The 25,702-nt window shown below is 51.1% G+C and carries 20 protein-coding genes; 4 read left to right on the top strand and 16 right to left on the bottom strand.

Annotation, left to right across the window (positions count from 1 at the left end):
• The first annotated feature begins 460 nt into the window (after positions 1-460).
• Genes MTP36_RS14440 through MTP36_RS14455 form a run of 4 tightly spaced genes read left to right on the top strand, consistent with a single transcriptional unit; the run spans position 461 to position 4,408 of the window.
• Entirely contained in the window at positions 461-1,414 is a 954-nt protein-coding gene (locus MTP36_RS14440; protein ID WP_117527992.1) for a hypothetical protein, read from the top strand.
• Positions 1,414-2,526: an ABC transporter permease gene (locus tag MTP36_RS14445; RefSeq protein WP_154244598.1), complete on the top strand. Its 1,113-nt coding sequence runs from the start codon at positions 1,414-1,416 to the stop codon at positions 2,524-2,526. The genes MTP36_RS14440 and MTP36_RS14445 overlap by 1 nt, the downstream gene beginning before the upstream one ends.
• On the top strand, positions 2,523-3,698 hold the full coding sequence (locus MTP36_RS14450) for an ABC transporter permease (protein WP_117527995.1): 1,176 nt from the start codon (positions 2,523-2,525) through the stop codon (positions 3,696-3,698). The genes MTP36_RS14445 and MTP36_RS14450 overlap by 4 nt, the downstream gene beginning before the upstream one ends.
• A gap of 17 nt (positions 3,699-3,715) precedes the next feature.
• Entirely contained in the window at positions 3,716-4,408 is a 693-nt protein-coding gene (locus tag MTP36_RS14455) for an ABC transporter ATP-binding protein (protein WP_117527997.1), read from the top strand.
• Between the two features lie 286 nt (positions 4,409-4,694).
• Here the strand turns inward: MTP36_RS14455 and MTP36_RS14460 are convergent, their stop codons facing one another.
• From MTP36_RS14460 to ltrA, 16 genes are all read right to left on the bottom strand, one after another.
• Positions 4,695-6,080: a relaxase/mobilization nuclease domain-containing protein gene (locus MTP36_RS14460; RefSeq protein ID WP_154244601.1), complete on the bottom strand. Its 1,386-nt coding sequence runs from the start codon at positions 6,078-6,080 to the stop codon at positions 4,695-4,697.
• Positions 6,081-6,133: 53 nt separating this feature from the next.
• A complete protein-coding gene (locus tag MTP36_RS14465; protein WP_154244602.1) occupies positions 6,134-6,409 on the bottom strand; it encodes a hypothetical protein in 276 nt (91 codons plus the stop codon).
• Between the two features lie 105 nt (positions 6,410-6,514).
• Positions 6,515-6,847, bottom strand: a complete 333-nt coding sequence (locus MTP36_RS14470) for a plasmid mobilization protein (RefSeq protein ID WP_249251517.1) — start codon at positions 6,845-6,847, stop codon at positions 6,515-6,517.
• Entirely contained in the window at positions 6,844-12,585 is a 5,742-nt protein-coding gene (locus MTP36_RS14475) for a DEAD/DEAH box helicase family protein (protein ID WP_442900291.1), read from the bottom strand. Before MTP36_RS14475 ends, MTP36_RS14470 begins: the two co-directional genes overlap by 4 nt.
• 161 nt (positions 12,586-12,746) lie before the next feature.
• Complete coding sequence (locus MTP36_RS14480; protein ID WP_249251524.1) at positions 12,747-13,100, bottom strand: TnpV protein; 354 nt, start codon at positions 13,098-13,100, stop codon at positions 12,747-12,749.
• Between the two features lie 850 nt (positions 13,101-13,950).
• On the bottom strand, positions 13,951-14,343 hold the full coding sequence (locus MTP36_RS14485; RefSeq protein ID WP_249251526.1) for a hypothetical protein: 393 nt from the start codon (positions 14,341-14,343) through the stop codon (positions 13,951-13,953).
• 160 nt (positions 14,344-14,503) lie between these two features.
• Positions 14,504-15,085, bottom strand: a complete 582-nt coding sequence (locus MTP36_RS14490; protein WP_249251534.1) for a methyltransferase family protein — start codon at positions 15,083-15,085, stop codon at positions 14,504-14,506.
• Between the two features lie 94 nt (positions 15,086-15,179).
• The gene (locus MTP36_RS14495; protein WP_097779582.1) at positions 15,180-15,383 is read right to left on the bottom strand and encodes a transposon-transfer assisting family protein; all 204 of its coding nucleotides are present in this window, start codon (positions 15,381-15,383) and stop codon (positions 15,180-15,182) included.
• Entirely contained in the window at positions 15,373-15,888 is a 516-nt protein-coding gene (locus MTP36_RS14500; RefSeq protein ID WP_249251542.1) for a YodL domain-containing protein, read from the bottom strand. The genes MTP36_RS14495 and MTP36_RS14500 overlap by 11 nt, the downstream gene beginning before the upstream one ends.
• 8 nt (positions 15,889-15,896) lie before the next feature.
• Complete coding sequence (locus MTP36_RS14505) at positions 15,897-16,784, bottom strand: LPD16 domain-containing protein (RefSeq protein WP_249251557.1); 888 nt, start codon at positions 16,782-16,784, stop codon at positions 15,897-15,899.
• Positions 16,784-18,826, bottom strand: a complete 2,043-nt coding sequence (locus MTP36_RS14510) for a type IA DNA topoisomerase (protein WP_249251565.1) — start codon at positions 18,824-18,826, stop codon at positions 16,784-16,786. Before MTP36_RS14510 ends, MTP36_RS14505 begins: the two co-directional genes overlap by 1 nt.
• 99 nt (positions 18,827-18,925) lie before the next feature.
• Positions 18,926-19,663 carry a DUF4366 domain-containing protein gene (locus MTP36_RS14515; protein WP_249251573.1) on the bottom strand — a complete coding sequence of 246 codons (738 nt, stop codon included), beginning with the start codon at positions 19,661-19,663 and terminating at the stop codon, positions 18,926-18,928.
• Entirely contained in the window at positions 19,647-19,913 is a 267-nt protein-coding gene (locus tag MTP36_RS14520; RefSeq protein ID WP_249251581.1) for a DUF4315 family protein, read from the bottom strand. Before MTP36_RS14520 ends, MTP36_RS14515 begins: the two co-directional genes overlap by 17 nt.
• A 14-nt stretch (positions 19,914-19,927) precedes the next feature.
• Complete coding sequence (locus MTP36_RS14525) at positions 19,928-21,661, bottom strand: C40 family peptidase (protein WP_249251588.1); 1,734 nt, start codon at positions 21,659-21,661, stop codon at positions 19,928-19,930.
• Positions 21,658-23,127, bottom strand: coding sequence for a VirB4-like conjugal transfer ATPase, CD1110 family (locus MTP36_RS14530; RefSeq protein ID WP_442900292.1), 1,470 nt, complete (start codon positions 23,125-23,127; stop codon positions 21,658-21,660). The genes MTP36_RS14525 and MTP36_RS14530 overlap by 4 nt, the downstream gene beginning before the upstream one ends.
• A 66-nt stretch (positions 23,128-23,193) precedes the next feature.
• The gene (gene ltrA / locus MTP36_RS14535; protein ID WP_249251597.1) at positions 23,194-25,167 is read right to left on the bottom strand and encodes a group II intron reverse transcriptase/maturase; all 1,974 of its coding nucleotides are present in this window, start codon (positions 25,165-25,167) and stop codon (positions 23,194-23,196) included.
• Positions 25,168-25,702: the final 535 nt, after the last annotated feature.

A 25,702-nucleotide genomic window follows, 5' to 3' on the forward strand; every position in this document is an offset into this window, starting at 1 on the left:
CGGTGCAATGCAAGCTAATGCTGCTTGTGGAAATTGGACCACATATAAAACTGGAAGTCCATACTGCGTGGATAAGGGATGCGGTTTATTCTGGTTAAGTGATACAGAATATCAAAAAGCATATCTTAAGCAAGTATGCACGACATCCAGTGGAACCACTAATACTAATTATGATGTACAAGAGAATAGGTTGGGATGCTGTTAATAGGGCTGCAATTATGCACATCTAACGGTGGAAGTCTATGTTGGCTTTAAGCTTTTGCTACAATTTCAAATAAGGAATCGCGATAGTGAATGTTGAGCCCAAACATTTTTCCCGTTCCAATAAAAACTCAATTCTTTATTGCTTGATTGTGTGACTGGCCGAGAAAACATATAAAAAGTATGAGGATTCAATTTATGAGTATGGATTGTAGTGACAATTGAATTCAATTTGTAGAGTAGTGAGGATACAAAACAGATGAAAAAAATAATACTTGCTATCGTAACTGTTTTGGCCGTGTGCATCATAGGATACACGATGAGCTATCCCGATAGACAAAACATGGCTGCGGAAGAAATAAGCACAATTGTAAATTCCGACTATTTTTTTGAAAGGAAAATCAAATACTCGCAGCTCGCAGGGATAGCGAACTTTGGATCAAATATAGTTGTAGCGAGGCCAGATCAAAACTGCCTGGAAATATTGGATAGTTTTGGCGAAATCAAAGGACAGGTTGGTAATTTGGGAAATGCTTCAGGAGAATTTGTTCGCCCTACAGGTCTGGCTGTCTGGAATGATAGGCTTTATGTTATTGATTCCGGAAATTCTCGTGTTCAAATTCTTGATGAGAATTTTCATACGATTCGGTCAATAGAGCTCGACCAATTGTCTGATTCTCAAAACAATTACTATATGGATATCTCAATTTCTGATGATGAAACACTTTTTCTTACTAATAATTGTGCAAATGAGGAGAAATCTTGTGTTTCTCTAATTGGTTCAAACGGGAAAAAACAAAGGTCTTCAGAACCCTTTTATGGATTTATAACATGTACAGATAAAACCGTCTACGGTGTTAATACTTTTGTACATTGGAAAGATTCTCACTCATTTCATGCCAGTGGTGGAGAAAGTTATCTCTATGAAATAACGGCACATGGAAAATTGAAGAAAGTGTTTGCTTTTCCTTATAAATATTGTCCAACAGATTTTTGCATTGACGGTAAGGATATTTATGTGCTCACATGCGCTTGGGCGCGGTTAGATCATTATAAGTTGGACGGCACATATGTTGAAACCTTAATAGAATTTGAAGAATTATCTCCGGAATCTTATCTTGTACGTACTGAAGATGGATTTTGGGTATCTGATGCTACACAAGGCACTCTCTATCATATAAAACGCTCAAATTCTCCCTCTGAGGTATCTTGATGAAAACGAATAGTTTTTCTTATTACATTTGGCTTTCAACCGTGCAATTTTGTCATGAATTTAAAATCAATGTGATTTTGATTGTTTCTATGGCATTAGGGCTACTGTTCCCTATTTTTTGTCTTGGCAACATTAATGTATTCGTACAGAACATCAAGACTATGCGTATTCAGGGGGGAGCAGATACAACCGTGCTTACTTTATATGGCGAAGATGTCGCATTTCAGGATGTTCAAAGAACTATACAAAACGTAGGAATAAAGTCGGCAGATTTTGCCCTCATTGCGTATTGCAATAGTACTGTAGACTGGAACGATGAGCGTCACAGTGAGGTGGTCTATTATACAACTGAAAACATCACAGACTTTGAAATGTTTGTACCTGTAGCAGGAGAATCCGTATTTTCTAAAAATCAAAATACATGCATTATAGAAAAAACGGATTTGGAGCAATATGGTGAGTTGTCTATAGGCGATACTGTCACGGTTGACGGTCAAGCATACAAGCTGGCGGGTGTTTATTCTTCTGTGCGCAACAACGGCAAAATTTTCCTTCCGCTTGCGCCGCAGACCAGTAAAGGCGCTTTACAGTACAGTCGAATCTATTTTCGCAATACGCAACAAAGTGATTTAGAGCGTTTGTGCACTGCGCTCGAAACCATTGGACTGAAAGTTCGTAGCGTTCGCAATGGTGAGCAGGACTTTCAAAAGCTTCTCAGTCAGTGCATCCAACAGTCAGTTCTCATATTCAGTGCGGGGGCTGTCAGCCTGCTGTTTGCAGGTCTTAACATTGGGCTCGTGCTTACCGGAAAAATCCTACACAATAAGCGGCTCATTGGCATACATATGGCGCTGGGCTCTTCTTACAGCACGGAACTTTTCTCCGCATTGGTAGAAAACCTGTTGTGTTTCGCTGCTGCGTTTATTCTTGATTTGGCGCTTGTGCAACTTTTGCGGCCAACGGCTCCCCAAACCTTTGCTCTTGCCCTTACTGCTGGCGTATACATCGGAGCGTTCGTCTTCGGAGCAGGAATGGTATTGCTTGTCACGTGGGCCACCATGCGAAATTTGAAAAGAAGAAAGCTTGTAGAATTGATGGAGAGGGTGTCATGATGTTATATCCGCTCTACCGTGCGGTGCAAAAGCTGTGGCTGAACCGTAAAACCTATCTTTTTCTGCTTATAGAGTTTGTGCTTGGCACGACAGTTGTACTTTGTGGATATTTGTCCGGCAGAGCCGCCACATACCGTTTGGAAGCCTACGAAATGCAGAGCAGAAAAAGCAGTATATCCATTCAGTATTATGGCGGCGATGGTCTCAATGCTGCCGTAACGCCTGAAGATTATACTCAGTTATGCGAAATATATGGCTCGGAGTATAGCTTTTCATATCTGTTGCTTGAACGAACAATCTATACATTTGAGCTACAAGAGGATAAGGTGCAAGATGTCATATTTTCTTCTATGGATGAGAACACTTTTGAATTCTTCTTCGGCGTACAGCCAGAACCGGATACGGTTTATTTCGGTGCGCAAATAGAAAAGGACTTGCCCAACAGATTGTTCTTTTGTCGTGATTGGTTTTTGCTTGATGAACAAGGCGCAACGATAAACGGACAGCTACTGCACACAGCAACCTTACCTGACAATTCTGATCTCTTACTATTGAGCGCTATGGAAAGTGAAAATGTGGATACCGCACAGCTTATCGTTTTGCCGTTTTCGCAGCTAAATATGTTGACTGCCAATGCTGACGCCCCCATGGCCTATTTGAGCGTATTTTTACAAAGCGGACAGGGTATTGACGATGTACAGAGAATTGCCGATTGGCTACAAAGCCGTCATCCGTCCTACAGTTATACGGTGTCTGACCAACGCGCGGAACTCAAAAAATCCATCCGCGATTTAACTCAATGGATGGAGCTGTTTGTATGGGTGGCAAAATGTTCGCTTGTCATTACAACGGTGGGCATCATCGGAGTTTTACTTATCTATGTAGAACAGCGCAGACGAGAATTCGTTATTGCGTTGACTTTGGGGGCAACACACGGTACGCTTATTTTTGAACTGTTTTGCGAAGTGTTGCTTTTTTCACTTTTGGGAGGCGTAATAAGTTTGCTGTTAACAATATTTATTGCACCGCAGCTTTCCACTGTGACATTCACAGTGCGGTTTTCCTGGACATGCGCGATACTTGCAATAGGCATGGCATTTGGAATCACGCTTATATGTTGTGTATGTACGGTCCTCGGCACGCGTAGTCGCTACCCAACGAAGATTTTATAGCGCTAAAAGGAGCAAAAATGAAACCGATTCTAAAGCTGCAAGATGCAAGTAAAATTTATCGGCAGGGTGGTGTGAAAACTGTAGGGATCGAGGCGGTAAACCTTGAAATCTATCCTCACGACTTTGTTGCTATTACAGGCCGTTCAGGCTGCGGCAAATCGACTCTGCTAAACATTTTAGGCTGTATGGATGAACTGACAAGCGGCAGTTATTTCTTTGACGGCGAGGACATTACACGACTGAAAAGTAAAGCCGGCGCGGCATTACGTAACGAAAAAATTGGTTATGTATTCCAAGCATTCAACTTGGTCAATGAAATTAGCGCGCTTGAAAACGTCTGTATGCCGCTTGGTTATGCGGGTGTGTCCAAACGGGAAAGAGATGCGGTTGCACATGAACTGCTCGCACGCGTTGGCATGGCCGAAAAAGCCAACAAGCGACCAGTAAATCTTTCTGGCGGCGAACAACAGCGCGTTGCCATTGCAAGAGCGCTAGCTCGTTCGCCGCGTGTGTTACTGGCCGATGAACCTACCGGCAACTTAGACAAAGCTAACAGCCTCGCCATTATGGAACTGTTTTCCAGTTTCAATCGCAGTGGCATGACGATTGTTATGGTAACACACTCTCCAGATGTGGCAGCGTACGCAAGTAGGCAAATACATATCTGTGATGGAAAAATCATTGAATCCTTTTTAGGAGGAACATATTAATTTGTTTATCTCACTTGGTACAACCAGCGAGGTGATTTATGCGGTTATTGATTGAATATCTAACGATAGAATCAAAAGCATAACATTACCAATCAGTACCTGCAAGCAGGGCGTCCGTATATACAAACGCCATTTTTGCTCTGCAAAATGCTTGTTGGGATAGTCCCAAACCCTTTGTGTACTGCATCCGCTGGATGCAGGCTGCGCATTTGCGCCAAATGCTTCTATAACGAAAAAGAACACCGAGGACTCCCCAAAAACGGGAAGAATCCTCGGTGTTCTCTGTTTATCGGGTCTGCGCTTTATCCTTGGGGACCTTTTCTTCTGCGAAAAACATCTCTACATTCTTCTGAGCTTTCATCAGTTCCTGCATCTCGTTCCGTGCCTTGCGGTAGTCCGGGTAGGCTGCTTTCTTCTTGGTCAGCAGTTCTGCGAACTCCGCATCCAACGCCTTGACCTTCGGCAATTTTTGTAGCCCTGCCTCGTCAAAGGCAGCCTTCGCCGCCTTGTGCAGGGTGATTTCCTCCCGATGAGCTTCCAAAAACTTTTTACTGTACCCTGACTTGCGGTAGGCATCATAGACCGGACGGGTCTTGGCGTAGTTGATGATGTGGGTTTTCAGCACGGCAATTTCTGTCAACCTTGCTTCCGCTGCCTTGATGGAATCCCCCATAGCATGATAGCGTTCTGTTGCCGCCGCTGCACGTTCCCGCAGTTCTTCGGCGCTGCCGATTTTCTGCTCCTGTAAAAATAGCAGCGTTTTGGACATCTCTTTCAGGTTGAACTTCGTTGCCCACTTTTTGTAGCCGACACTTTTGCCCTCTGCCATTTTTCCCTGAATATCCACCAGCAACTGGAAGGGCTGTTCTTTCGGCGGCTGCTTCTGGTACGGCTGGTGTTTTGCCTTGCCCTCCAGCACCGCCTTGATCTCGTCCTCACCATAGCCGGTGCCCAGAGTGCGGAACCGGATAAAACGTTTCTGTCCCTTGCCCTTCACCGCCGTGTGCTTGCCACGCTTCGCCTCATATCCCTGCCGCTCCAGTTTTTGCAGAAAGACTTCAAAACTTGCAGGCTTCTCGTTCAGCAGGATGCCGTCGATTACGGCGCACAGCTTATCACGATTGCTTTCTTTGAGTGGATAAAGTGTGCGCTTTTGCCGCTCCCGGTACGGCTTGATTTCAATAACAGACAGCTGATGTTCCAGACAAATCAAATCGCTCAACCGCTGTACCGCAAGCCCGGACAATAAAAAATCCCGGAATTTCCGGGTGCTGTCCAGCGCAGTGGAGTTATAAATAATGTGGTTGTGGATGTGCTGCCGGTCCGTGTGGGTAGCAACGATAAAAGCGTGCTTGCCTTTCGTGAACCGCATGGCAAGCTTATAACCGACCTTGTTGGCTTCTTCGGCGGTGATTTCTCCGGGTTTGAACGACTGCCGAATCTGATATGCGATCACATCACTTTTCTGCCTGCGCCCAGTCATCAGTTCATACTGGCGTTTGGAGATCATAAATTCTTCATCCACGGTCAAGGGACTGCATTCGTAACTGCTGACCAGCTCGCCCTGCTGAGTTTTGTCCGGGTTCTGGGCGTAATCTGTTCGGCTTTTCAGGCAGGCCGCAACGGATTTTCCCTTGTTTTTGTGCAGTGCAATCAATCGTGTTGCAGCCAGTTTGACCACCTCCCGGCAAAAAGGAAATGCCGCACATCGGCGGCATAAAAATTTTATAGTTCTGCAATCCAACCACTGAACCATTCCACGGCTTCTACAATGACTGTCCCAGCAGTGATAAGCAGGAAGCATCCAAACTCTGCCACCAGCAAAATCAAAAATTGCAGCCACTCCCGGCAGTACAGCGTATAAAGGCCGCAGCCGAAGATATACAGCATGGGCAGCGCCAGCACAAACGCTGACAGGTTCAGCGTCCATTTCAGCATCAGCGCAAGGAAAGCCGTAAGCAGCCAAAACGGGAAAACGATCATCTTAAAAACGAACCTCATGTCCAGCACCTACCTTTCGTCCCTATTATAAAGGTGTCAACGATTGCTTTGCAAGGATGTCAACCCTTATGTACCCCCGCAGCCCTCCAACTACGGGGGAAAATTTTAGAGTTCTGCCAGCCGAGCGAGAATTTTTCTGCCAATGTCGATCAGCTCGTCCAGCCGCTGCCGCAGGTCCTCCATGTCGGCGGCGTAGACTTTGCCGCACTCGTTGGCACGTTTGGCGTACTGGTTGAGGTTGTTGCTGCACATTTGGAGCAGATAAGCCATGCGGCGCAGTTCCTTCAGGTCGAGGTGCAGGCAGTAACCGTCCAGAGCCATCTTGCGAATATAGGCGCTCAGGCTGCGGATGCCTATGCCCAGCATCTTTTCATAGATACGATTTTTCTCCGCTTTTGTGGTTCTCAGGATGATGATCTCGTCCCGTTTTTCCCTCACCGGGCATCACCGTCCTTATCCAGATAGCTTTTGAAGGGCCTCACCGGCTCCGGCTTGTCCGTTTTTTCCTCCAGCGCCGCCAGCACCGAGGGGCGGCGAGGTGCATCCGCCTGTTCTTCCTCGTCCTGTTCCGGCTCGTGGCTCTTTTCGTCCACATCCAACTGGGCGTTCAGTTCTGCAAGCCGTGCGGACTTCTCCGCCAGTTCTTCCTCCTGCGGGAAGGGCTTTTCCACCTCGATCTGCGCCGCCGCCTGCTGCTGATGCAGGGTATCCAGCTCGTTCTCGGCGGCAGTGATGCGCTCCGGGAAGTTGTTCAGGGAGTTATCCAGACGGATGATATTGCCCAGTGGGTCAGTGCCCAAGGGAACCGTGTACTTCCTCTGCCCTTTCAAGAGTGCCTGATACTCCGTGCGGAAAGCATCGAACCGCAGGGACAGTTCAAAGCCCCGGTAGCTGCCGATGACTTTTTCCTCGGCGTTGGGCAGTTCCGAACAGGCAAGCACCAGACGCTCACCGGCGGTCTTTTTCTCGTCGTAGGCAACGCCCTTAATGACCATGCCACAGAACTCCTCCTTGCCCTGCGGATGGGCGGCGGCAAGCTGTGCATCGGCTTTCAGCCCGGCAATGTGAGCGTTCGTTTCCTGAATGTCAGCCGGGAACTTGGTCAGCAGCTTGTCTTGCAGACGGAATTTCTGGCTCTGGTGGTCGGCTTTCAGGACTTTCAGTTTTGCAACCTGCACATCCAAGTCCATCTTCTCCTTGATAAGAGGGTTTCCGGCGCACAGTGCCTTAATCTCCGCATAGGATAATGCCTGCTCGTCCACATCGTCGCAGGAGCGAACCGGGGATTTGGAAGTCATAATTTGCGAGATGAATCGCTGCTTGTTCTCCAAAGTCTGAAAGAGATAGCTGTCAAACGTCCCCTCCGTAACGTAATTGAACACCTTGACTTCTTTATTCATATTGCCCTGCCGGATGATGCGACCATTGCGCTGGGTCATGTCGCTGGGCTTCCAGCCTACGTCCAAGTGATGCACTGCCACAAGCCGGGACTGGACGTTGGTTCCGGCTCCCATTTTCGCCGTACTTCCGAGCAACACTCGCACATCGCCGGAGCGCACTTTGGAGAACAGCGCCGCCTTTTTTGTTTCGCTGTCGGCATTGTGGATAAATTCGATCTCGTTTTCCGGCACACCGGCGGCGATCAGCTTTTTGCGAATATCATCGTAGACGTTGAAGTTGCCATCGTTCTTTGGGGTCGAAAGGTCGCAGAACAAAAGCTGGGTCAGCTTCTGGTCTTTGCCCTCCTCCCAGATTTTCAGCACATTCTGTACACAGACGTTTAACTTACTGTTGGGGTCATCCGGCAGCATGGGGTTCATCAGGCGCACATCCAGACCGATTTTTCTGCCGTCGCTTGTGACGCAGAGCATATTGTCCACAGACGCATCCACCGTGCCGGAGTGGATTTCCGCAGCACGTTTGCTCAACTCCTGCACCATCTCCTTTTGGAGGTCGGACGGCTTTGCCACCACGGTCTCAAACTTTGCCTCCGGCACCGGCAAGTGGAGCTGGTCGGCAGTCTTGATGTCCGCAACCTCCTTGAACATGGACATCAGTTCCGGCAGATTGAAGAACTTTGCAAATCTCGTCCTCGCCCGATAGCCAGTACCTTCGGGCGCAAGCTCGATGGCAGTGGTGGTCTCTCCAAAGGTGGATGCCCAGCAGTCGAAGTGGGTCAGCTTTTTCTGCTGCAAGGTGCTGTATTGCAGATACCGCATGACCGTGTACAACTCGGTCATGGAGTTGCTCACGGGGGTGCCGGTAGCGAACACCACGCCCCGTCCGCCGGTGATCTCGTCCAGATAGCGGCACTTGCCGAACATATCGCTGGATTTCTGGGCTTCGCTGGTGGATAATCCAGCGACATTCCGCATTTTTGTGGTCAAAAAGAGGTTCTTGTAGAAATGTGACTCGTCCACAAAGAGCCTGTCAACGCCCAGTTGCTCAAAGGTAATTACATCATCCTTGCGCTCATCGGAACGCAGTTTTTCCAGCTTGGTTTCCAGCGTTTTCCGGGTCTTTTCCATCTGCTTGATGGAGAAATTCTCGCCTGCGTGGACTTTCAGCTCATTGATGGCGGCAAGCGTTTCATAAATCTGCTCCTGAATGATACGCTCCTGCCGCTCAAAGGACAGCGGAATGCGCTCAAACTGGCTATGCCCGATGATGACAGCATCGTAGTCGCCGGTGGCGATGCGGGCGCAGAACTTTTTGCGATTGGCAGTTTCAAAGTCCTTGCGTCGTGCCACCAAAAGTTTTGCGTTAGGGTAGAGGTTCAGGAACTCGCTTGCCCACTGTTCCGTCAGATGGTTGGGCACTACGAACAAGGATTTCTGGCACAGCCCCAGCCGTTTCGCCTCCATAGCGGATGCCGCCATTTCGTAGGTCTTGCCCGCACCGACTTCGTGTGCAAGCAACGTATTACCGCCATAAAGCACATGAGCGATGGCGTTGCGCTGGTGTTCCCGGAGGGTGATCTCCGGGTTCATGCCCACGAATTTGATGTGACTTCCGTCATACTCACGGGGGCGGGTAGAGTTGAACAGCTCGTTGTACTGTTTCACCAGCGCAATGCGCCGCTGGGGGTCTTGCCAAACCCAGTTGGCAAAAGCATCCTTGATGACCTGCTGTTTTTGCTGCGCCAGCATGGTCTCCCGCTTGTTCAGCACACGCTTGGGCTTGCCCTCGGCATCCTCAATGGTGTCGTAGATGCGGACATCTTTCAGGTTCAGGGTCTCCTCCAGAATCTTATAGGCATTGGCACGGGATGTGCCGTAGGTCTCGGACGAAATAATGTCACTCCGCCCGGTGGCGGTCTTGCCCTCCACACGCCACTCGGCGGTATACGGAGAATATCTCACCTTGACCGCATGGCGCAGATAGTAGGGAATCTGAAAAGTCTCGGTCATAAACTTCTGGATAATATCCGGGTCCAGCCATGTGGCACCCAAGCGCACATCAATTTCGGAGGCTTCCAGTTCTCTGGGCTGCGCCTTTTCCAATGCGGTGACATTAACGGCAAATTCCGGGTTGGTCTCTGCCGCAAACTGCGCCATCCGCAGCTTTGCCCGGACATCGCCGGACAGATATTCGTCTGCCATCTGCCAGCCCGCTTCCGGGTCGGTGGGGTCAGCGGCAGGGTCTTTGAAGATCACACCGGAGAGTTCGGTGGTAATACGCCCATAGTCACCGGGCGTGCCCAGCAGCTCTGCCATATAGGGCAAGTCCACCTTGCCGTGTTCTCCGATGGATACCGCCAACGCTTCGCTGGGGGTATCCACACTGGTGACGGTGCGCTCCGGGCGAATGGTGCGTTTGGTGAACATCGCCGCTTTGGATTTAAGCTGCCCCTGCTCGTCCAGATTTTCCAAGGAGCAGAGCAGATAGTAGGAGGAATCCTGCTCAAACAGCCGCCCGTTTTTGCGGTCATTCAGCAAGCCGTACTTGGAGGTAAAGGCATCGTAGGCAGTGTTCAAACGCTCCTGCGTTGCCTTGATGTCAGCATCGGGGTAATCCTCCAACTGTTGCTGAATCAGCTCGTTGACGATCTGCCGCAGCTCCACCATGCCGGTAACACGCCCCTTGGCGGTGTCGGACAGCTCCACCTGCGTCATCACGGAGTTTTCCCGGTAGAACACCTCGCCGTCCACCACGGTGTAGGAGAAATTCTTCACTTCCGGGTCGGCAGGCAGGGTGCGCCGGGTGGCTTCTTCCTCGGCAATGTCGGGAGCGTCCACCTCGGCGGCGGTGTACTGCCCCTCGATGTGCTGCACCGCTTCGGCAAGCTGGTCGGAAAGGTTTGCGCCCTCGATGGGGGCAACGGTCAATTCCTCTCGTCCGTACTGGGTGCTTTCGGTGGTCAGTTCGCCCAGCACCATCTCCGGGTGGTCTACGAAATACTGGTTGATGGCAAAGCCATCTTCCGTTTTTCCAAGCTGTACCCAGTCCGGCTCAATGTCCGCAGGGCGGTCACGTTTTTGCAAAAAGATAATGTCCGAAACCACTTCGGTGCCTGCGTTCGCCTTGAACGCATTGTTGGGCAGACGGATCACACCCAGCAGATCGGCACGCTCTGCCATGTGCTTGCGGGCGGTGCTGTCCTTGCTGTCCATGGTGTAGCGACTGGTGACGAACGCCACCACGCCGCCCGGACGCACTTGGTCGATGGCTTTCGCAAAAAAATAGTTGTGGATGCTGAATCCCAGCTTGTTGTACGCCTTGTCGTTGACCTTGTACTGACCGAAAGGCACATTGCCCACGGCAAGGTCATAGAAGTCACGGCGGTCGGTGGTCTCAAAGCCGGCAACAGTAATGTCAGCCTGCGGATACAGCATCTTGGCAATGCGCCCGGTGATGCTGTCCAGTTCCACGCCGTACAAGCGGCTGTCCTGCATGGTGTCCGGCAGCATTCCAAAGAAGTTGCCCATGCCCATGGACGGCTCCAAGATGTTGCCAGACCGGAAACCCATGCGTTCCACTGCATCATAAATAGAGCGAATCACCACCGGGGCGGTGTAGTGGGCGTTCAGGGTGCTGGAACGGGCAGCAGCGTACTCATCCTCGGAGAGCAGCCCTTTCAACTCTGCATATTCCTTTGCCCAACTATCTTTGCCGGGGTCAAAGGCATCCGCCAGACCGCCCCAGCCCACATATTGCGAAAGCACCTGCTGCTCCTCGGCGGTGGCACCACGATGCTCCTGTTCCAGCTGGAACAGGGTTTTGATGGCCTCGATATTTCTTGCGTACTTCTGCTTTGCGCCGCCCTCGCCCAGATGTTCATCTGTGATGTGGAAATTCCCGACAGGTTCAGACTCAGATTCTGCGTTGACGGCTTTATCCAAAGCTGCGGCATCCGGGAAAGTCTGCACTTCGCCGTCAATGACCGTTGAGATCGGCAGTTCATCCAGTTCTTCGTCAGACGGCTCCGGCTCGTCCTTGTCTGCTAAAAATTTTGCGTGTTCGACTTTGAGCCACTCGGCGGCTTCTCTGTCTGCAACTTCTTTTTTCAGATTTTCCAGATAAGATTCTGCCTGCTTCTCGTCAGAAAACTGTGGAACGGCGTGATTGGTTTCATAGTAGTCATCATAAAGATCATCCCAGATAGCAAAAAGCGGCATTTTACCGTCAACGACTTTTCGGACAGAGAAACGTTCGTATTCAGGCACTTCGGATTCCTTGGCGATGGCTTCTGCCTGCGCCAGCATTTTATCCACACGCTGAGCAGTCGCACTCTGTCGCAGCCCCTGCTCAAACTGCTGCTTGTTAATAACCTCATTGTCCCAAGACTGCCCGTGCGCACTGGTGTCGATGCGCACATCGGTTTCGCCAACATAGCCGATGGTACCTTCAATCGTTCTGGTGGGCAGGTCTACCACAACTTCATCCCCGACATTGTAGTTGGATGCTTCCTGTCTGGTAGCACGCTGTTCCTTTTCCTCATCTGTCAGATAGCGGTCGGACTGAATCATAAGGTCGATATACTTTTCCACCTGCGCCCATTTCAGGGTGATTTTCTGGTGGTCGGGATAATGAACAAATTCCAGACCCTTCCAGTCGTGGTTGACGAAGCCTCGACTGCCATCCAGATAATCGTGGGAGTGCCCACCGATGCCGTACTCCTTTGCCAGTGCTTTGGCACGGAGTTTGCGGTCAGGCTGGGTCTGGTACAGCGCAATAATGCGCTGTTTGCCGCCTGTAAACCCTGAACCATGCCGCCGCAGCTCGTTCTCAATTTCAGCCTGCGACAAAACAAAAGCGGAGGGCGTTTTTTCGCTCTCCGCTTGGTCGATCTTCTCAATTTGCTGGGCTTCGGTGGGGATGTTCGCATCCAGAAAACTTAGCTGTAGATCAGCTCCGTCAGCACCAGTTCCTCTGCCTGTGCTTTCAGACTGTTCATGTGCTGCACCCACTGCATCTGATGTTTTTCTTTGTCCGGGGCCGGGTTCTTCGCCAGCAGTTCGGTCATCAGATGCTCCTTCATCGCTGCTGCGTTCTGCTCCACCTCCGTCAGGTGCGGATACAGGCTCCCGTTCATCAGCATCGTGTGGTACAGCACCGGGCGCTGCTCCTTCAGGTAGGTCCGGCGCAGCCTGCCGTACTTGCCCAGCGGCTTCCGGGGCTGGTTCAGGGTCAGGTTCGGGAGAAGGTAATCCCCGGTCTGCGTGTAGTTCAGATTGCTGCTCATATTCATGCTGACTCCTTTCATTGTTTCGGCGGCGGATGGTGGTTTTTACGGTGCGCTCAATTTGGCGTAAGACTTCCCGGCTCATGTCGCTGACGGCTGCGCCGAGGGCAAAGACGGCATCCGGGGTGGAAAACTCGTGGATGGCTCGAAAATCTTCCTTGTCGAACCACCCGGCAGGCTCAAAGCCGCAGCGTTCCAGCAGCGTGTAGGTGACGCTGATGGCGGCGGCGGACTTGAACTGCATCTCCACCCCGGCATCATCATAATCCATCAAGAGCGAGCCGTCAACGATGGCACGGATGTCCCCACCGTTGTTGTCCCAATAATCAGCAACCAGTTTCCCGGCAACATCCGCAAGCTGCTGGCTGACACGCTCTCCGCTGATGCCGTAGGTGGCGGCGAGCATTTCCGAAACCGGTTGTTTCAGGTCATCGTTGAACTGCCACACCTCCGGGTCACGGGAATTGCGGCGCACCCCGGTGTCGCTTACGTCAAAGACGTAATGCAGTCGGGGGAATCCGCTGGATTCGTCCAGCAGGGCGATGCCCTTGGCACCCCGGCGCACATAGCGGTTCATCCGGTTGTTCCAGATGTCAAAGTCGGCGCAGGCAGTGGCATCCGGGCGCTGGGCGTAGATCATGAGCTGGTCTGCAAAAGGGTACTTGTACAGCCGAGATGCGGTGGTCAGATAGTCCGTCCAGCTTTCCCAATACCGGGTCAAGCCGTTGGCTGTGCGCTGGGCAAGGGCGAGATATTCTTCGGTTTTGCTTGGCATAGCGTTCCTCCCTTCAAGTTCATGGTAAACAAAAAAGCGAGCGGCCTTTTCAGGTCACTCGCTTATGGAATCTATGGTAGTTTATTCGTGTTTTGCGGCAAACTTTTCCGCCATCTCCAACAGACAGTCAAAGGTCTGCTTTTCTTCCGGCTCCTCGATCAGTTTTGCAAGGAGCGCACGGAACACATCGGTGCTGTCCTGCCCCAATGCAACTGCAACTTTTTCAATGCAGTCGTGCAGTTTCTTGACATCATCATCGGAAGGTTTAGATTTTGCAAGCAGGTCGGACAGGTAGCTGATGAAGGGATAGGTGGAATCATCGTTGATGATCTCGTTGGTCTCCTCGATGATCTTCTGGTTATCTTCGGGGGTCATATCGCCCTTTTCTTCCCATACGTCACGGGAAGAAGTGCGGCCTTTCAGAAAGGTGGCAAAAAGCAGGCGGTCGATGGGTGATCTTTTTTTGGTATCCATTGGCTATCCTCCGCTTTCAATTTTTCTGTGCATTAAAGCTGGTTTGAGTATAGCATGAATGGAAGGGTTCTATCAAGACCACTTTCTTGCTGGTTATAATTTTTTTCAGAGCGATGGCTTATAACACTATCCCGGTTGACGACCATCGGCAAACTGGAATTTATCTTTTTCTTCCTAAATATCGGCATACTTTTGATTTGTATTGCAGGTACTCATTTCCGAATGCTTCTATCAAAAAATCTTCCTCTACATTGACTATCTGTAAATGAAAAAATACCACTGCAAAACCTGTTGCAAAGCAAAGGAACCAATTAAAGAACGAAAACAATATTCCTATATACATTAAATCAAAACCCAAAAATGCAGGATTTCTGCTAATAGAATAGATTCCCGTTGTTACCAAATTGGTCTTTTCTTCTTTTTGCACACCTGCTCTCCAATTCTCCTTCATCTGTGTAACAGAAACAATAAAAGCAAGTACACCGAACATTGTTATTACAACTCCTGTAAATTGCAACACAGTATGTGCTGTTCCCGAATAAAACACAATACTGATAATCTGTATTACAGGAAGCAAATATGTGATTATTTTAAGAGCTACTTCTATAAATTTGACAAATCCCTCTTTTCCTTTTCCTAATTGGTCTGTCTTTATGCCTTGCTTTTTCTGACTAATCAGCTTTGCAAAATAGCAGATGTAGAACACTGCCATCAGTGAAATTGTAACAATTTTTGTTATCATCGTGCACCTCCAAATTCCGAGTTGTCGAGTTCAGTATACCACACCGAACCCCATTGTAAAAGAACTTATGTACGCCGCCCGCAGGCGGCAAAGATCAGTCCGGGGGAAATTCCAGTTCGGCAAACTCCGCATCAGTCAGCAGTTTCAACTTCTCGATAACACCCTCCGACAATTCCCGCAGAGCAGTTTCATCCGGCATCAGGTAGCACTGCATGAGCCGCAGCTCGTGGATAAGCCCCAACCGGGTGCCGGTGTTGTAAAGCATCATCAGCATCAGTTCCTCATGGTTAAAGTTCATGTTCAGCCCTCACTTTCCGGCATACCGTGGGGTTGCACTCCGGGGCATCGCACTTTTCCTTGAGATTCATCAGTACCGAATGGCGTTCCGGCTGCTTGTCCAGAAACCCCTGTAAATCTTTGAAGCCGATGCTGTCCACATAATGCACAGACACCTCGCCATTGCGTTTGAGTGCGATCACATCGCTGACCGACAGGCTGTGCCCCTCAAAATCCTGCGGACGGGAGAGGTTGAACATCTGAAATAGTTCTTCCAAAATCTCGTTGTTCGGCACATCCTGCCACATGGCGGGCAAATCAGCATAGTAGGTGACCTCATAATGCTCCGGGTCTGGCGTTTTGCCCCGACGATGCAGTTCCCGCATGGAAGCAAATCTTTCATCGAAGATTTTTTCGTCATGCCGCAGCTGCATCACCATATAAACATCGCACCCTGCGTTCAGAAACTTCTGCGGGATGTCCGTCATGGGTTCACCGTCAAAATTCTGGTTCCATTTTTGCTGCATCGTCCACCTCACAGTTCTGGCGCAGAACGTGCAGACGATTTTGGCGCAGACGTATCACTTGCCAGTTCTGCCAGCTTTTCCAGTGTGGAAGGGCGGTGGTCTGCGCTCAGTTCCTCAGCTTCCGCAACTTTATCCATGACGGCATCGTAGTCCTGCAACAGCCGCCGCCCCTTTTCCAAGTGGTGCGCTTCCAGAATCTGCTCACGAGCTTCCTGAATGGTCAGTTCCGGGGCATCCAGCTGCCCACCGTCCATTACGGAATAATCACTGTGGTAAATAGTGTAGTCCCAGCCGTCCTCACAGGACTGGATAGCAAGATAGCCCTTGCCGCCCAGTTCCCATGCAGCCTGCTCGTCCTGTGTCTGAATTTCGGGGTAGAAGTCTGCATGGTTTCGTTCCATGACCTCGGCAAACTGGCAGATGTGGAACACATTGCCCAGACCGCCCATGTCAAAGTGGTAATCATCCAGATGTTCCACCCGTGCTGTAAAACTGCGCCCATCCGGGTAATCCACCTGAATCACGCCGCCATCTGGAATGCGATAGAGGTCATCATAGTGGCTGTTGATGAGACGAATGTCTTTCGGCAGCGTTTCCGGCTCCCAGATGCGCCGTCTGCCAATGCCCGTCTGCGGGATGTTTTCGAGGATCTTTACGCTTTCCTGTTGGATGGCCTTACGGTCATCGTCCGAAAGTTCAAACAGATACCAGTTCCGGGCGGCAGGAATGGTGTTTTGTCCATCCGGCGGCAGATTCTTTTCCGAGATCTGCCCGCTTTCCAGCGGCTCTCCAGTTACCTTGTTATAGGTGGCAAAGCCGACCCCTGCACCGTTTTCCCGGAGATGCAGATAGCGTTCATCGTTGATAAGGTAGACCGCTTCTTTTATCTGCTCCATCAGCACCCACCCTCAAATTCCAGCGAGAACTTGCTGCGGCCATCTGCTTCGGTGGACAGCAGCACAGTAGCATTGTAGGTCTTGCCCTTGGCACTCTTGCAGTCCTTCAGGCGGACCCGACCATCCCGCAGTAGCTTGTCTGCCGCATGAGCATCCAGCCGTTTACCCAGACGCTTGAAGAACGCATTGTCCTTCCACAGCACGAAACGGCACTCCCGGTTCTCGCAGAACCAGCCCTTTTCACGCTCCACAACATTTGCACCACAGTTGGGGCAAACACCAATGATTTTGTTTTTCATAAGCGCATTCGCTCCTTTCCTAGCCTCGGTGGTCGTTACCAGCGAGGAGATCATCTCTTTGATTTCAGTCATAAAAGTTTCCGGTTCCATTTCGCTGCGCTCAATACGCAGTAGCTTCGTTTCCCAATCGGCGGTCATTTCCGGGGACTGGATTTCTTCGGGCATTACGGTGATGAGGGCTTTGCCCTTGTCGGTGGGGAGCAGTACCTTGGTTTTCTTGCTGCCCTTGCGTTCCAGAAAGCCCTTCTGCACCAGCTTTTCGATGGTGGCAGCACGGGTTGCCGGAGTTCCGATGCCCTGCCGCTCCACGCCCTCCGGCATACTGTCCGCACTGGCGGTTTCCATAGCGTGCAGCAGGGTGTCCTCCGTAAAATGCTTCGGCGGGGACGTTTGCCCCTCCTTCAGCTCTGCGTTGAGGATGCCGCACTCGTTTTCTGCCGCATTAGGCAGGGCGGTGAGTTCCTGTTTTCGGTTCAGGATGTCGGCAAGCACCTTGCGCTCCACCGCTTTGCAGCCTTCCTCCAGAACCTCTTTTCCCTTGGCGGTAAATTCCTCCCCTGCACATTCGGTGGTCAACAGGGTCTCCAGATACCGGAAGGGCTTGCTCACCGCCATCAGCGTCCGGGCAATAATGAGCTTCAGGACGTTCTGCTCACCCTTGGGCAGAGCCTCCAGATCGGCTTGCAGCATACTGCGGGTGGGCAGAATGGCGTGATGGTCGGTGACTTTTTCCCGGTTGACTGTGCGCCGTGCCCGGGGCACAGCCTCGTCCACATCTTCCGTGGTAATGCCGAGAAAAACTTCCAGTTCCTCGGTCAGCTCCTCCAGCATTTCCTCGTCATCGTCGGTAATATAGCAGCTATCAGTTCTGGGATAAGTGGTAAGTTTCTTCTCATACAGGCTCTGCACATAGTCCAGCGTCTGCTGTGCGCTGTACCCCAGCAGGCGGTTGGCGTCTCGCTGAAGGGTGGTCAGGTCGTACAGCGACGGCGGATTCTCGGATTTTTCCTTGCGGGTGATGCGCTGGATCGTTGCCACCATCTCCTTTCGGCAGGCTTTCAACAGGTTTTCTGCAACGGATTTTTCAGGAATGCGGCGGCTGGATGCCGTGCAGCCGCTGGTCAGTTCCAGATCCACCGTGTAGAATTTCTCCGGCACAAAGGCAGCGATGGCGGCTTCCCGCACCACCGTCATGGCAAGCACCGGGGTCATAACACGCCCTACCGCCAAGGGCTGGTTGTACAGGCACGAAAAAAGCCGGGACGCATTGATGCCGACCATCCAGTCGGCACGTTCCCGGCAGAGTGCTGCATTGTACAGCGCGTCGTATTCAGTTGACGGTTTGAGGTGGGCAAAGCCCTCCCGGATAGCGTTTTCTTCCATGCTGGACAGCCACAGCCGGGAAAAGGGCTTTTTGCAGCCCGCTTGCTGGTACACCAAACGGAAGATCAGTTCTCCCTCGCGTCCTGCATCGCAACTGTTCACGATGCTATCCACATCCGGGCGGTGCATCAGCTTTTGCAGAATGCCAAACTGCTTTTTGGTGCTGGCAGACACCAGATACTGCCACTTTTGCGGCAGGATGGGCAAATCTGCGAGGCTCCACTTAACGTACTTTTCATCGTAGATGTTGGGCGGTGCAAGCTCTACCAGATGACCAACGCACCAGCTTACCAGATAGCCGTTGCCCTCAAGGTAGCCATCCTGACGGCTGGTGGCACCGAGGACTTTGGCGTAGGACATGGCAACCGAGGGTTTTTCTGCTACAACTAGAATTGAAATAAGCGTTTCCTCCAATCTGTTTTCATTTGGATATGTACGGCGGCAAACGCCGCCTTAAAATCAGATGGGTTCGGTGTCCTGCTCGTCCGGGGTTTCGTCCTCGTCCGGCACATCGGTGGGGATCTCAAAATCGCCCTTGTCCTCGGTGTAGTTTGCATCGGGGTCAAGGGCTTCTTTTTCTGCCTGTTTTTTCTGCTTCTGCTTTGCGAAAACGTAGAAGCCACCGCCTGCCGCCAGCGCAATCAGCACGACTACGCCCAGAAAGCCGGATGCGATCTTTGTGACCTTGTTTTCCTTGGGCTGTTCCTCGCCGGATGCCGCTGCTTCTTCTGCGGCTTTCTTGGCTTCTTCCTCAGCTTTCAGCTTATCCTGTTCCGCCTGCGCCGCCGCTTCTTTTTCAGCGGTATAAGCATCGGCAGCATCTTCCTCCATCAGAGCCAGAAGGTCGCTCTCATCCACGAGGTTCATAAAGTGGACGGTCTGCTGCCCCTTAGCGTTGCGGTCGATGACCAGATAGAAGGTGCTGCCGGACTTCGACACCAGCGTAATGAACTGCTGTCCAGAGCCGTCCGAGTAAGAGGTGTGATAGTCGTCCACCAGCGTCAGGTTGCCCTCCGGGGTCAGGGCACCAGAGGTTTCGTCCGTGATGGTGACAACATCCTTCTCCACCACTTCCGGCAGAACAGGCTGTTCCGCCGGCGCGGTATCATCCCCATAAGCGAATGCCGGAGCTGCCATGCCGATACACAGCACCGCCGACAGCAACAGCGCACCAATTTTCTTAATCTTCATCAGCATCGACCTCCTTCTCAAAAGTTGCACCCACGGCAGACAACGCAGCCGGGTTCGGGGTAGCGTTAGCAGACTGCCGCAGCAGGGCAGCAAGCTGTTCCGGCGTGACCTTTGCGGTCCGCACCATCTCGTTGACCTCGGCGGAATCCTCCTCCTGAATGCGCCGCTCCAAAATCTCGATGCGGTTGTTCAGCTTGATGCGGCGTTCCTTCTCTTTTGCCAGCATCGCCCGCAGCTTATCCGATTTTTCGCTCATAGTAACTCCTCCAATCATTTTGAAAGCCGTCCGAATCCGGCGAGATGCTTCTCCCAGTAGGACGAGTGAATGTTTGCGTACTTGATGGGGTCTCCGGCACTGACCATCATGCCGTTGCCCAGATAAATCCCGGTATGGCTCATGCCGGGAGTGTCGTAGGTGCCCTTAAAAAAGACCAGATCACCGGGCTTTGCTTCCGCTTCGGAAATGTGCTGGCTTTTCTGCCATAATCCGTTTGCCGTCGTGCGCCCTACATCGTAGCCGTTCTGGTTGTACACCCAGCAGACGTAGCCGGAGCAATCGAACCCGGTTTCCGGGGTAGAACCGCCCCACACATAGGGCGTGCCCACATACTTTTGGGCTTCCTTGTAGATGGCGGCGAACTCGCTGTCCGTCAGGGCTTCTGCCGGAACCTGATAATCAATACCCGGTGCGCCGGAGCCATCGGTGCCACCGGGCGGCAAGCCTCCATTAAAAAGATAAGGTCTGCCGCCCAAGGTGTCCTGAAAGATCTCATACCGTTTCCACTGGTCGTTGTCCAGTTCCTCTCGGATGACGACTTCCAGCCCTTTGTTCACCAGCTTTGTGTGAAAAACACGATACTCATAAGGCACCTGCGTGGGAACAGGGATTCCTGCCGGACTGATGACCCACACGGTCTTATACCGTATCTGCACCTCCACCCATGTGGTCAGCTGGTACTGCTTTTTGAAGGTCTCCTTCAGCTTGCCCTGCACCTCTGACCGGGTGTAATCGTCATACAGAGTCGTGAGAAAAGAGGTCAACTGCCACGGGTCGTGCTCGATGGGATCAAGGTGATACTGGTACTCATTGTAGCCGGGGTGGTCGGTGGGAGTGCGCTTGATCTTTTTATCCAGTTCCTTTTCCAGCTTCTTGTAGTCCTGCTCTGCACCCCGGATGTCCCTGTCCTCGGCGGAGTACATGGTCTGCCCGGACACCTGTGTGCCGCCGGAAAAAAGGATACCGCAGGACGAGAAGCCCGACATGACCATGAGGATGAGCAAAAGAAAAACGCCCACGATCACCAGAACGTGTGCGTTGCCTTTGGCGGCATTCATCAGCCCCTTTACGGCAGTGCTGACAGCGGTTTTGCCTTTCTCCGCCGCCTGTTCCACGCCGGACCGGGCAGCAGATGCACCGTTGGATGCCGCCTTGCCGCCTGCGGTCTGCGCCGCCGTGCCCGACCGGGCGGCGGTATAATAGCTTTTGTGAATTTCTTGCCGTTGTTTCCAACGTGAAAGCCAGTTGGAGCCGCCCTCACCGGTGCCGGATGCGCCTGCATCTTGTGCCGCAGTCGGCTCTCGTGCAGAAGATTTTGCGGTTTTGGTGCCCTTCTTGCCCTGCATCTTGGCTTTCTTTTTCAGCTTCCGGGCATAGCGGCTCTTGGCAATATCGTGGGTGGTCTCGGCGGCTTTTTCGCCCTCGCTCAGAGCCTGCACACCGACGTTTTCATCCTCGTACTGGTCAACTTCTCGGTGCACCGCAGAGCGGGCGGCATGGGCGGCGTACATTTCCCGCATCTGCGCCTTACTCAACCGGCTCAACTCGTCCGGGGTCAGTTCGGCCTTGCCAAACCGCAGATGCTGTGCCTTTTCCGCAGCTTTATCTGCATCGGTTTTCAGCTTTTTCTTTTTGGGCACCGACTGCTCCACCTTGGTTTTCTTCGGGGGAGAACGGGTCTTTTTTGCGGACGTTTCCTCTTTGATGTTCAGCTTCGGATTACTCATTTCTGTGTGCCCTCCGAGATCTCACCCAACTTGGTGGTCATAATGCGGTAGAGTTCCAAATCAGTGGGGAAACGGTCAACGAACGGAAGAATGACATTGCCGAAAAACAGCAGCCCCTCGCCCTCGCCGGAGTGGGTCACATAGGAAAGCTGGTGGGGAGAGATATTGAGCTGCTTTGCGAGAATCTGCCTGTCGCCATTTGCCTGATTGAGCATATACACAAAGTCTGAGTTCTCAAAAATGTTTGATACTTCGGGACTTGCCAGCAGATCTTTGACGTTCTGGGTCAGGGCTGTCGGGATGCCGCCCCACTTGCGGAAACGCTTCCAAATTTCAACGCTGTATGCCGCAGTCTGCTCCTCTTTCAGCAAAAGGTGGAATTCGTCTGCATAGTACCGGGTGGATTTTCCGGCACTGCGGTTGGCGGTCACACGCCCCCACACGGCATCCTGCACGATGAGCATTCCCAGCTTTTTCAGCTGCTTGCCCAGCTGCTTGATGTCGAAGCAGACAATGCGGTTGTGGATGTCCACGTTGGTGTGGTGGTTGAAGATGTTCAAAGAACCTTTGACGTAAATCTCCAATGCCGCCGCCACATGGCGCGCTTCCGGTTCATCCTGCGTCAGCAGGGCGTTGTACAGATCTTCCAGCAGGGGCATATTTTCCGGGGTGGGATTCTCGAAATACTTGCGGTAGACCACATGAACACAGCGGTCAATGACCGTCTTTTCTACAGGTTGCAAGCCCTCTTTTCCGCCTACCACCAGTTCACACAGCGAAAGAATAAAGTCCGCTTTCAGAGCCAGCGGATTGTCCTCCTCGCTGTAATTGCTGTTGATGTCCATCGGGTTGATATACTGCGTACTGGCAGGACCGATGTGGATAACCTGCCCATGCAGACGCTCCACCAGCGGAGTGTACTCTGCTTCCGGGTCGCAGATGATAATATCATCATCCGTCACCAGAAATGCGTTGGTGATCTCGCGCTTTGCCGAGAAACTTTTGCCACTTCCCGGAGTGCCGAGGATCAGCCCATTGGGGTTCTTCAGCTTCTTGCGATCCACCATAATCAGGTTGTTGGACAGAGCATTCAGACCGTAGTACAGGCTTTCCTTACCGTTGTCGAACAGCTCCTGCGTGGTAAACGGCACAAAAATTGCCGTGCTACTAGTGGTCAGTCCCCGCTGAATTTCGATCTGGCAATCCGCCAGCGGCAGCGAGGACATCAGCCCCTGCTCCTGCTGAAAATCCAGCCGGCACAGGTTGCAGTTGTGCTTCTGGGCAATGGAGCTGGCCTGAAAGACGTTGTTTTCCAGCTCCTGCTCCGTGCGCCCGGTGTTCAGCACCAGAAAAGTGACAAGGAACATCCGCTCGTTCTGGCTCTGCAATTCTTTGAGCAGGGCTTTCGCATCCCGCCCGTAGGTCGCCAAATCCGACGGAAATAGCGATAGGTAAGTCTTTGAAATCATCTCCGACTTTTCCCCCGCTTCACACCGGACATGCGACTTTCACCGCATCCGGCGCTCCCTCAATTAAACAGTTTTCTTAATCTCCTTAGTCATACCATTGTGAGACTGGTTTTCTAAAGCTACTTCTTCCAATTCTATGGGTTTTACCTCAGCCAAAATCCTCAACTTATTCAACTTTGCCAACTGCTGTTGGTTCAGTTTTAGAGATGAAAGACTCGAATCTATGGTGCTTTTGTTTGTGGCGTGAATCAGCTCATGCACAGGTGCTAAGACCAGCACAAGATTTCCATACTTGTCGGTTCCACCAAGGCTTCTCGGCCTCTTGTGGTGACAGTGGATGTCTGTCACGCATTCAAACGGCTTTCCCGTGATTGCACATTTTCCCTGCTGGGCAGAGAAAAGCGAAATACGGTTGTCCATATATTCTGCGCTACGGCTGTATGCGGTTGCTTTCATAAGCTGCAAAAGCAGGGTAGTATCTATCCTCAAATCATTGTGGATTTCGCTTCGACCCTGCGGGGTATAGGCACATACATTCCGCTTTAAGTCCATCGGTTTTTTACACCGCACATAGCTTACCGGATAAACTGGCTCTTTTGATTGTGCGAGATATCTCAGTTTTTTGGATTTCCCATATCTTTGAAATTCGCTTTTGGTCAGGTCACGGCCTTCCTTTTTCAAACGATGAGATTTTCCAGATTTCAGTCTGTTCTTGAGAACTATATCAACTGCTCTGCCGATGTCGCTACAATCAAGGCTGATGTCCGTAGCTAACCGGTAGTAGTTCTGGATTCCCATGACCATGGAGTTGAACAAATGAACTTCACCTGCTTCTCCTCGGTCAGCTCTGGGGGACTTGATGTTTCCAACCTGCTTTACAAGGTCGGCTTTGACCCGCTTATATGCTTTATCGCACATGTGCGACTGCACAACACGCCTTTTCCCTTTCTTGCGTAATCTGATTTTGAATCCAAGAAATTCCGAATAGCTCCGCCTGACATCAACAATCCTCGTTTTCTCTGGAGAAACCTCAAGTTTTAAGCGTTCAGTCAACCATTTTGTCACCGCTATCAGCGTTCGATTCGCTTGTTCTTTCGTTTTGCAAAGAATCCGAAAATCATCTGCATATCGCACGATATACATTTCTTTCAGGTTTGTATTCCGCATTGCCCGATACGCATGACTGTGTATCGGGCATCCTGCTGCATTTTCCCTGTAGGAGTATTTCTCTATAACCGGATGGTTCTGCCATTGGCTTTCGACCCAGTGGTCAAGCTCATTTAGCACAACATTTGCCAACAGGGGAGATATTATTCCACCTTGCGGTGTTCCTTTCTTGGGATTTTCCAGATGTCCGTCCGGCATCTGAATTGGAGCTTTCAGGATTCTGCGGATAACATGGAGCAATTTTTTATCTCGGATATTCAACGACCACAGTTGCCGTATCAGCTTCGTGTGATCTACATTGTCGAAGAACCCTTTTATGTCAAACTCTACCACATAGTAAAGTCCTGACCTCTGCATCAGACGGTACATCGCAGCGATTGCATTTTCAACCGACCTGTTCGGGCGGAATCCATAGCTATTACTGCTGAATTTTGCTTCGCAGACTGGTTCCATGACTTGCTTGATACATTGCTGTATCAGCCTGTCCCAAATGCACGGTATTCCCAGAGGTCTGGTCTTGCCGTTCGGCTTTGGGATTTCTTTTCTTCTTACGCTTCTTGGGGTATAGCCGTTCCTTCCTCCGTTGACAATTTTTCGTACCCTTGCGACAACTTCATCGGCAGACAGTCTGCCAATATCTGTTATCCGCAGTCGGTCTGTTCCCGGAGTTGCACTTCCAGAATTCGCCTTGATGTTCCGATACGCCAACATGATATTTTCTCTTGACAGAATCAAATCCATCAGGTCATCAAATATTTCTCCGGCCTGACTTCTGGCGTATAGTTCATCGAAGGTACGTTGCATGTCGTAGTATTCTGCATGGCGAAGGGATTCCATGCTTTTTGCTTTGGGGCGTTTCTCACGTGGCATTAGGCATCACTCTCCTTTACGGCGAGTGACTTCTTTTTGTCATACTCGCAATCCTAATTGCGACTAAGTGTTAAGGGTGTCTGTTTAACTGACTTGAGGCCATTCCTGTGCTTTTCTCTTTTTCGCAAAAAGCATTATCGGTTCGACCTCTGCTTTTCAGCAGTGACTCAGGGGCTTATATGATTCGTCCCCTTACTTTCAAATGAGAAAGCTCGCTGCCTTTCCTCGTTCCAACAATCCTATCTTTTCATATACCTTTAGGTTTCCGCTTTGGTCCTGCCAGCTTGAACAAGCCTGTAACTTGCTATGGCGTTTCATAACATCAATTCTTACTTCACCACACTGACGAGCGATTAACGCTCTCGGCACATTTCTATGCCGTCATCGTATAGACCCGTACATTCGCGGTTTTCGTCAGTTATCTTGCAAACATTCTAACCTTGGGTATCTTGTAGACCTCCGGCCTATAGGCAGCACCGTCCACCTCTGGACGGCTTTCGTGGGGCTGGTGACTTTCCAGCATTTCTTACGGCTG

This window comes from Faecalibacterium sp. I4-1-79 (assembly GCF_023347235.1).
GTDB classification, from domain to species: domain Bacteria; phylum Bacillota; class Clostridia; order Oscillospirales; family Ruminococcaceae; genus Faecalibacterium; species Faecalibacterium tardum.

Bases quoted from the DNA above. Each gene is read 5' to 3' on its own strand.
- MTP36_RS14510 (WP_249251565.1), bottom strand. From the start codon at position 18,826: ATGTCCTACGCCAAAGTCCTCGGTGCCACCAGCCGTCAGGATGGCTAC.
- MTP36_RS14445 (WP_154244598.1), top strand. From the start codon at position 1,414: ATGAAAACGAATAGTTTTTCTTATTACATTTGGCTTTCAACCGTGCAA.
- MTP36_RS14490 (WP_249251534.1), bottom strand. From the start codon at position 15,085: ATGATAACAAAAATTGTTACAATTTCACTGATGGCAGTGTTCTACATC.
- MTP36_RS14450 (WP_117527995.1), top strand. From the start codon at position 2,523: ATGATGTTATATCCGCTCTACCGTGCGGTGCAAAAGCTGTGGCTGAAC.
- MTP36_RS14525 (WP_249251588.1), bottom strand. From the start codon at position 21,661: ATGAGTAATCCGAAGCTGAACATCAAAGAGGAAACGTCCGCAAAAAAG.
- MTP36_RS14505 (WP_249251557.1), bottom strand. From the start codon at position 16,784: ATGGAGCAGATAAAAGAAGCGGTCTACCTTATCAACGATGAACGCTAT.
- MTP36_RS14515 (WP_249251573.1), bottom strand. From the start codon at position 19,663: ATGCTGATGAAGATTAAGAAAATTGGTGCGCTGTTGCTGTCGGCGGTG.
- MTP36_RS14465 (WP_154244602.1), bottom strand. From the start codon at position 6,409: ATGAGGTTCGTTTTTAAGATGATCGTTTTCCCGTTTTGGCTGCTTACG.
- MTP36_RS14500 (WP_249251542.1), bottom strand. From the start codon at position 15,888: ATGCAGCAAAAATGGAACCAGAATTTTGACGGTGAACCCATGACGGAC.
- MTP36_RS14455 (WP_117527997.1), top strand. From the start codon at position 3,716: ATGAAACCGATTCTAAAGCTGCAAGATGCAAGTAAAATTTATCGGCAG.
- ltrA (WP_249251597.1), bottom strand. From the start codon at position 25,167: ATGCCACGTGAGAAACGCCCCAAAGCAAAAAGCATGGAATCCCTTCGC.
- MTP36_RS14480 (WP_249251524.1), bottom strand. From the start codon at position 13,100: ATGAATATGAGCAGCAATCTGAACTACACGCAGACCGGGGATTACCTT.
- MTP36_RS14520 (WP_249251581.1), bottom strand. From the start codon at position 19,913: ATGAGCGAAAAATCGGATAAGCTGCGGGCGATGCTGGCAAAAGAGAAG.
- MTP36_RS14440 (WP_117527992.1), top strand. From the start codon at position 461: ATGAAAAAAATAATACTTGCTATCGTAACTGTTTTGGCCGTGTGCATC.
- MTP36_RS14485 (WP_249251526.1), bottom strand. From the start codon at position 14,343: ATGGATACCAAAAAAAGATCACCCATCGACCGCCTGCTTTTTGCCACC.
- MTP36_RS14495 (WP_097779582.1), bottom strand. From the start codon at position 15,383: ATGAACTTTAACCATGAGGAACTGATGCTGATGATGCTTTACAACACC.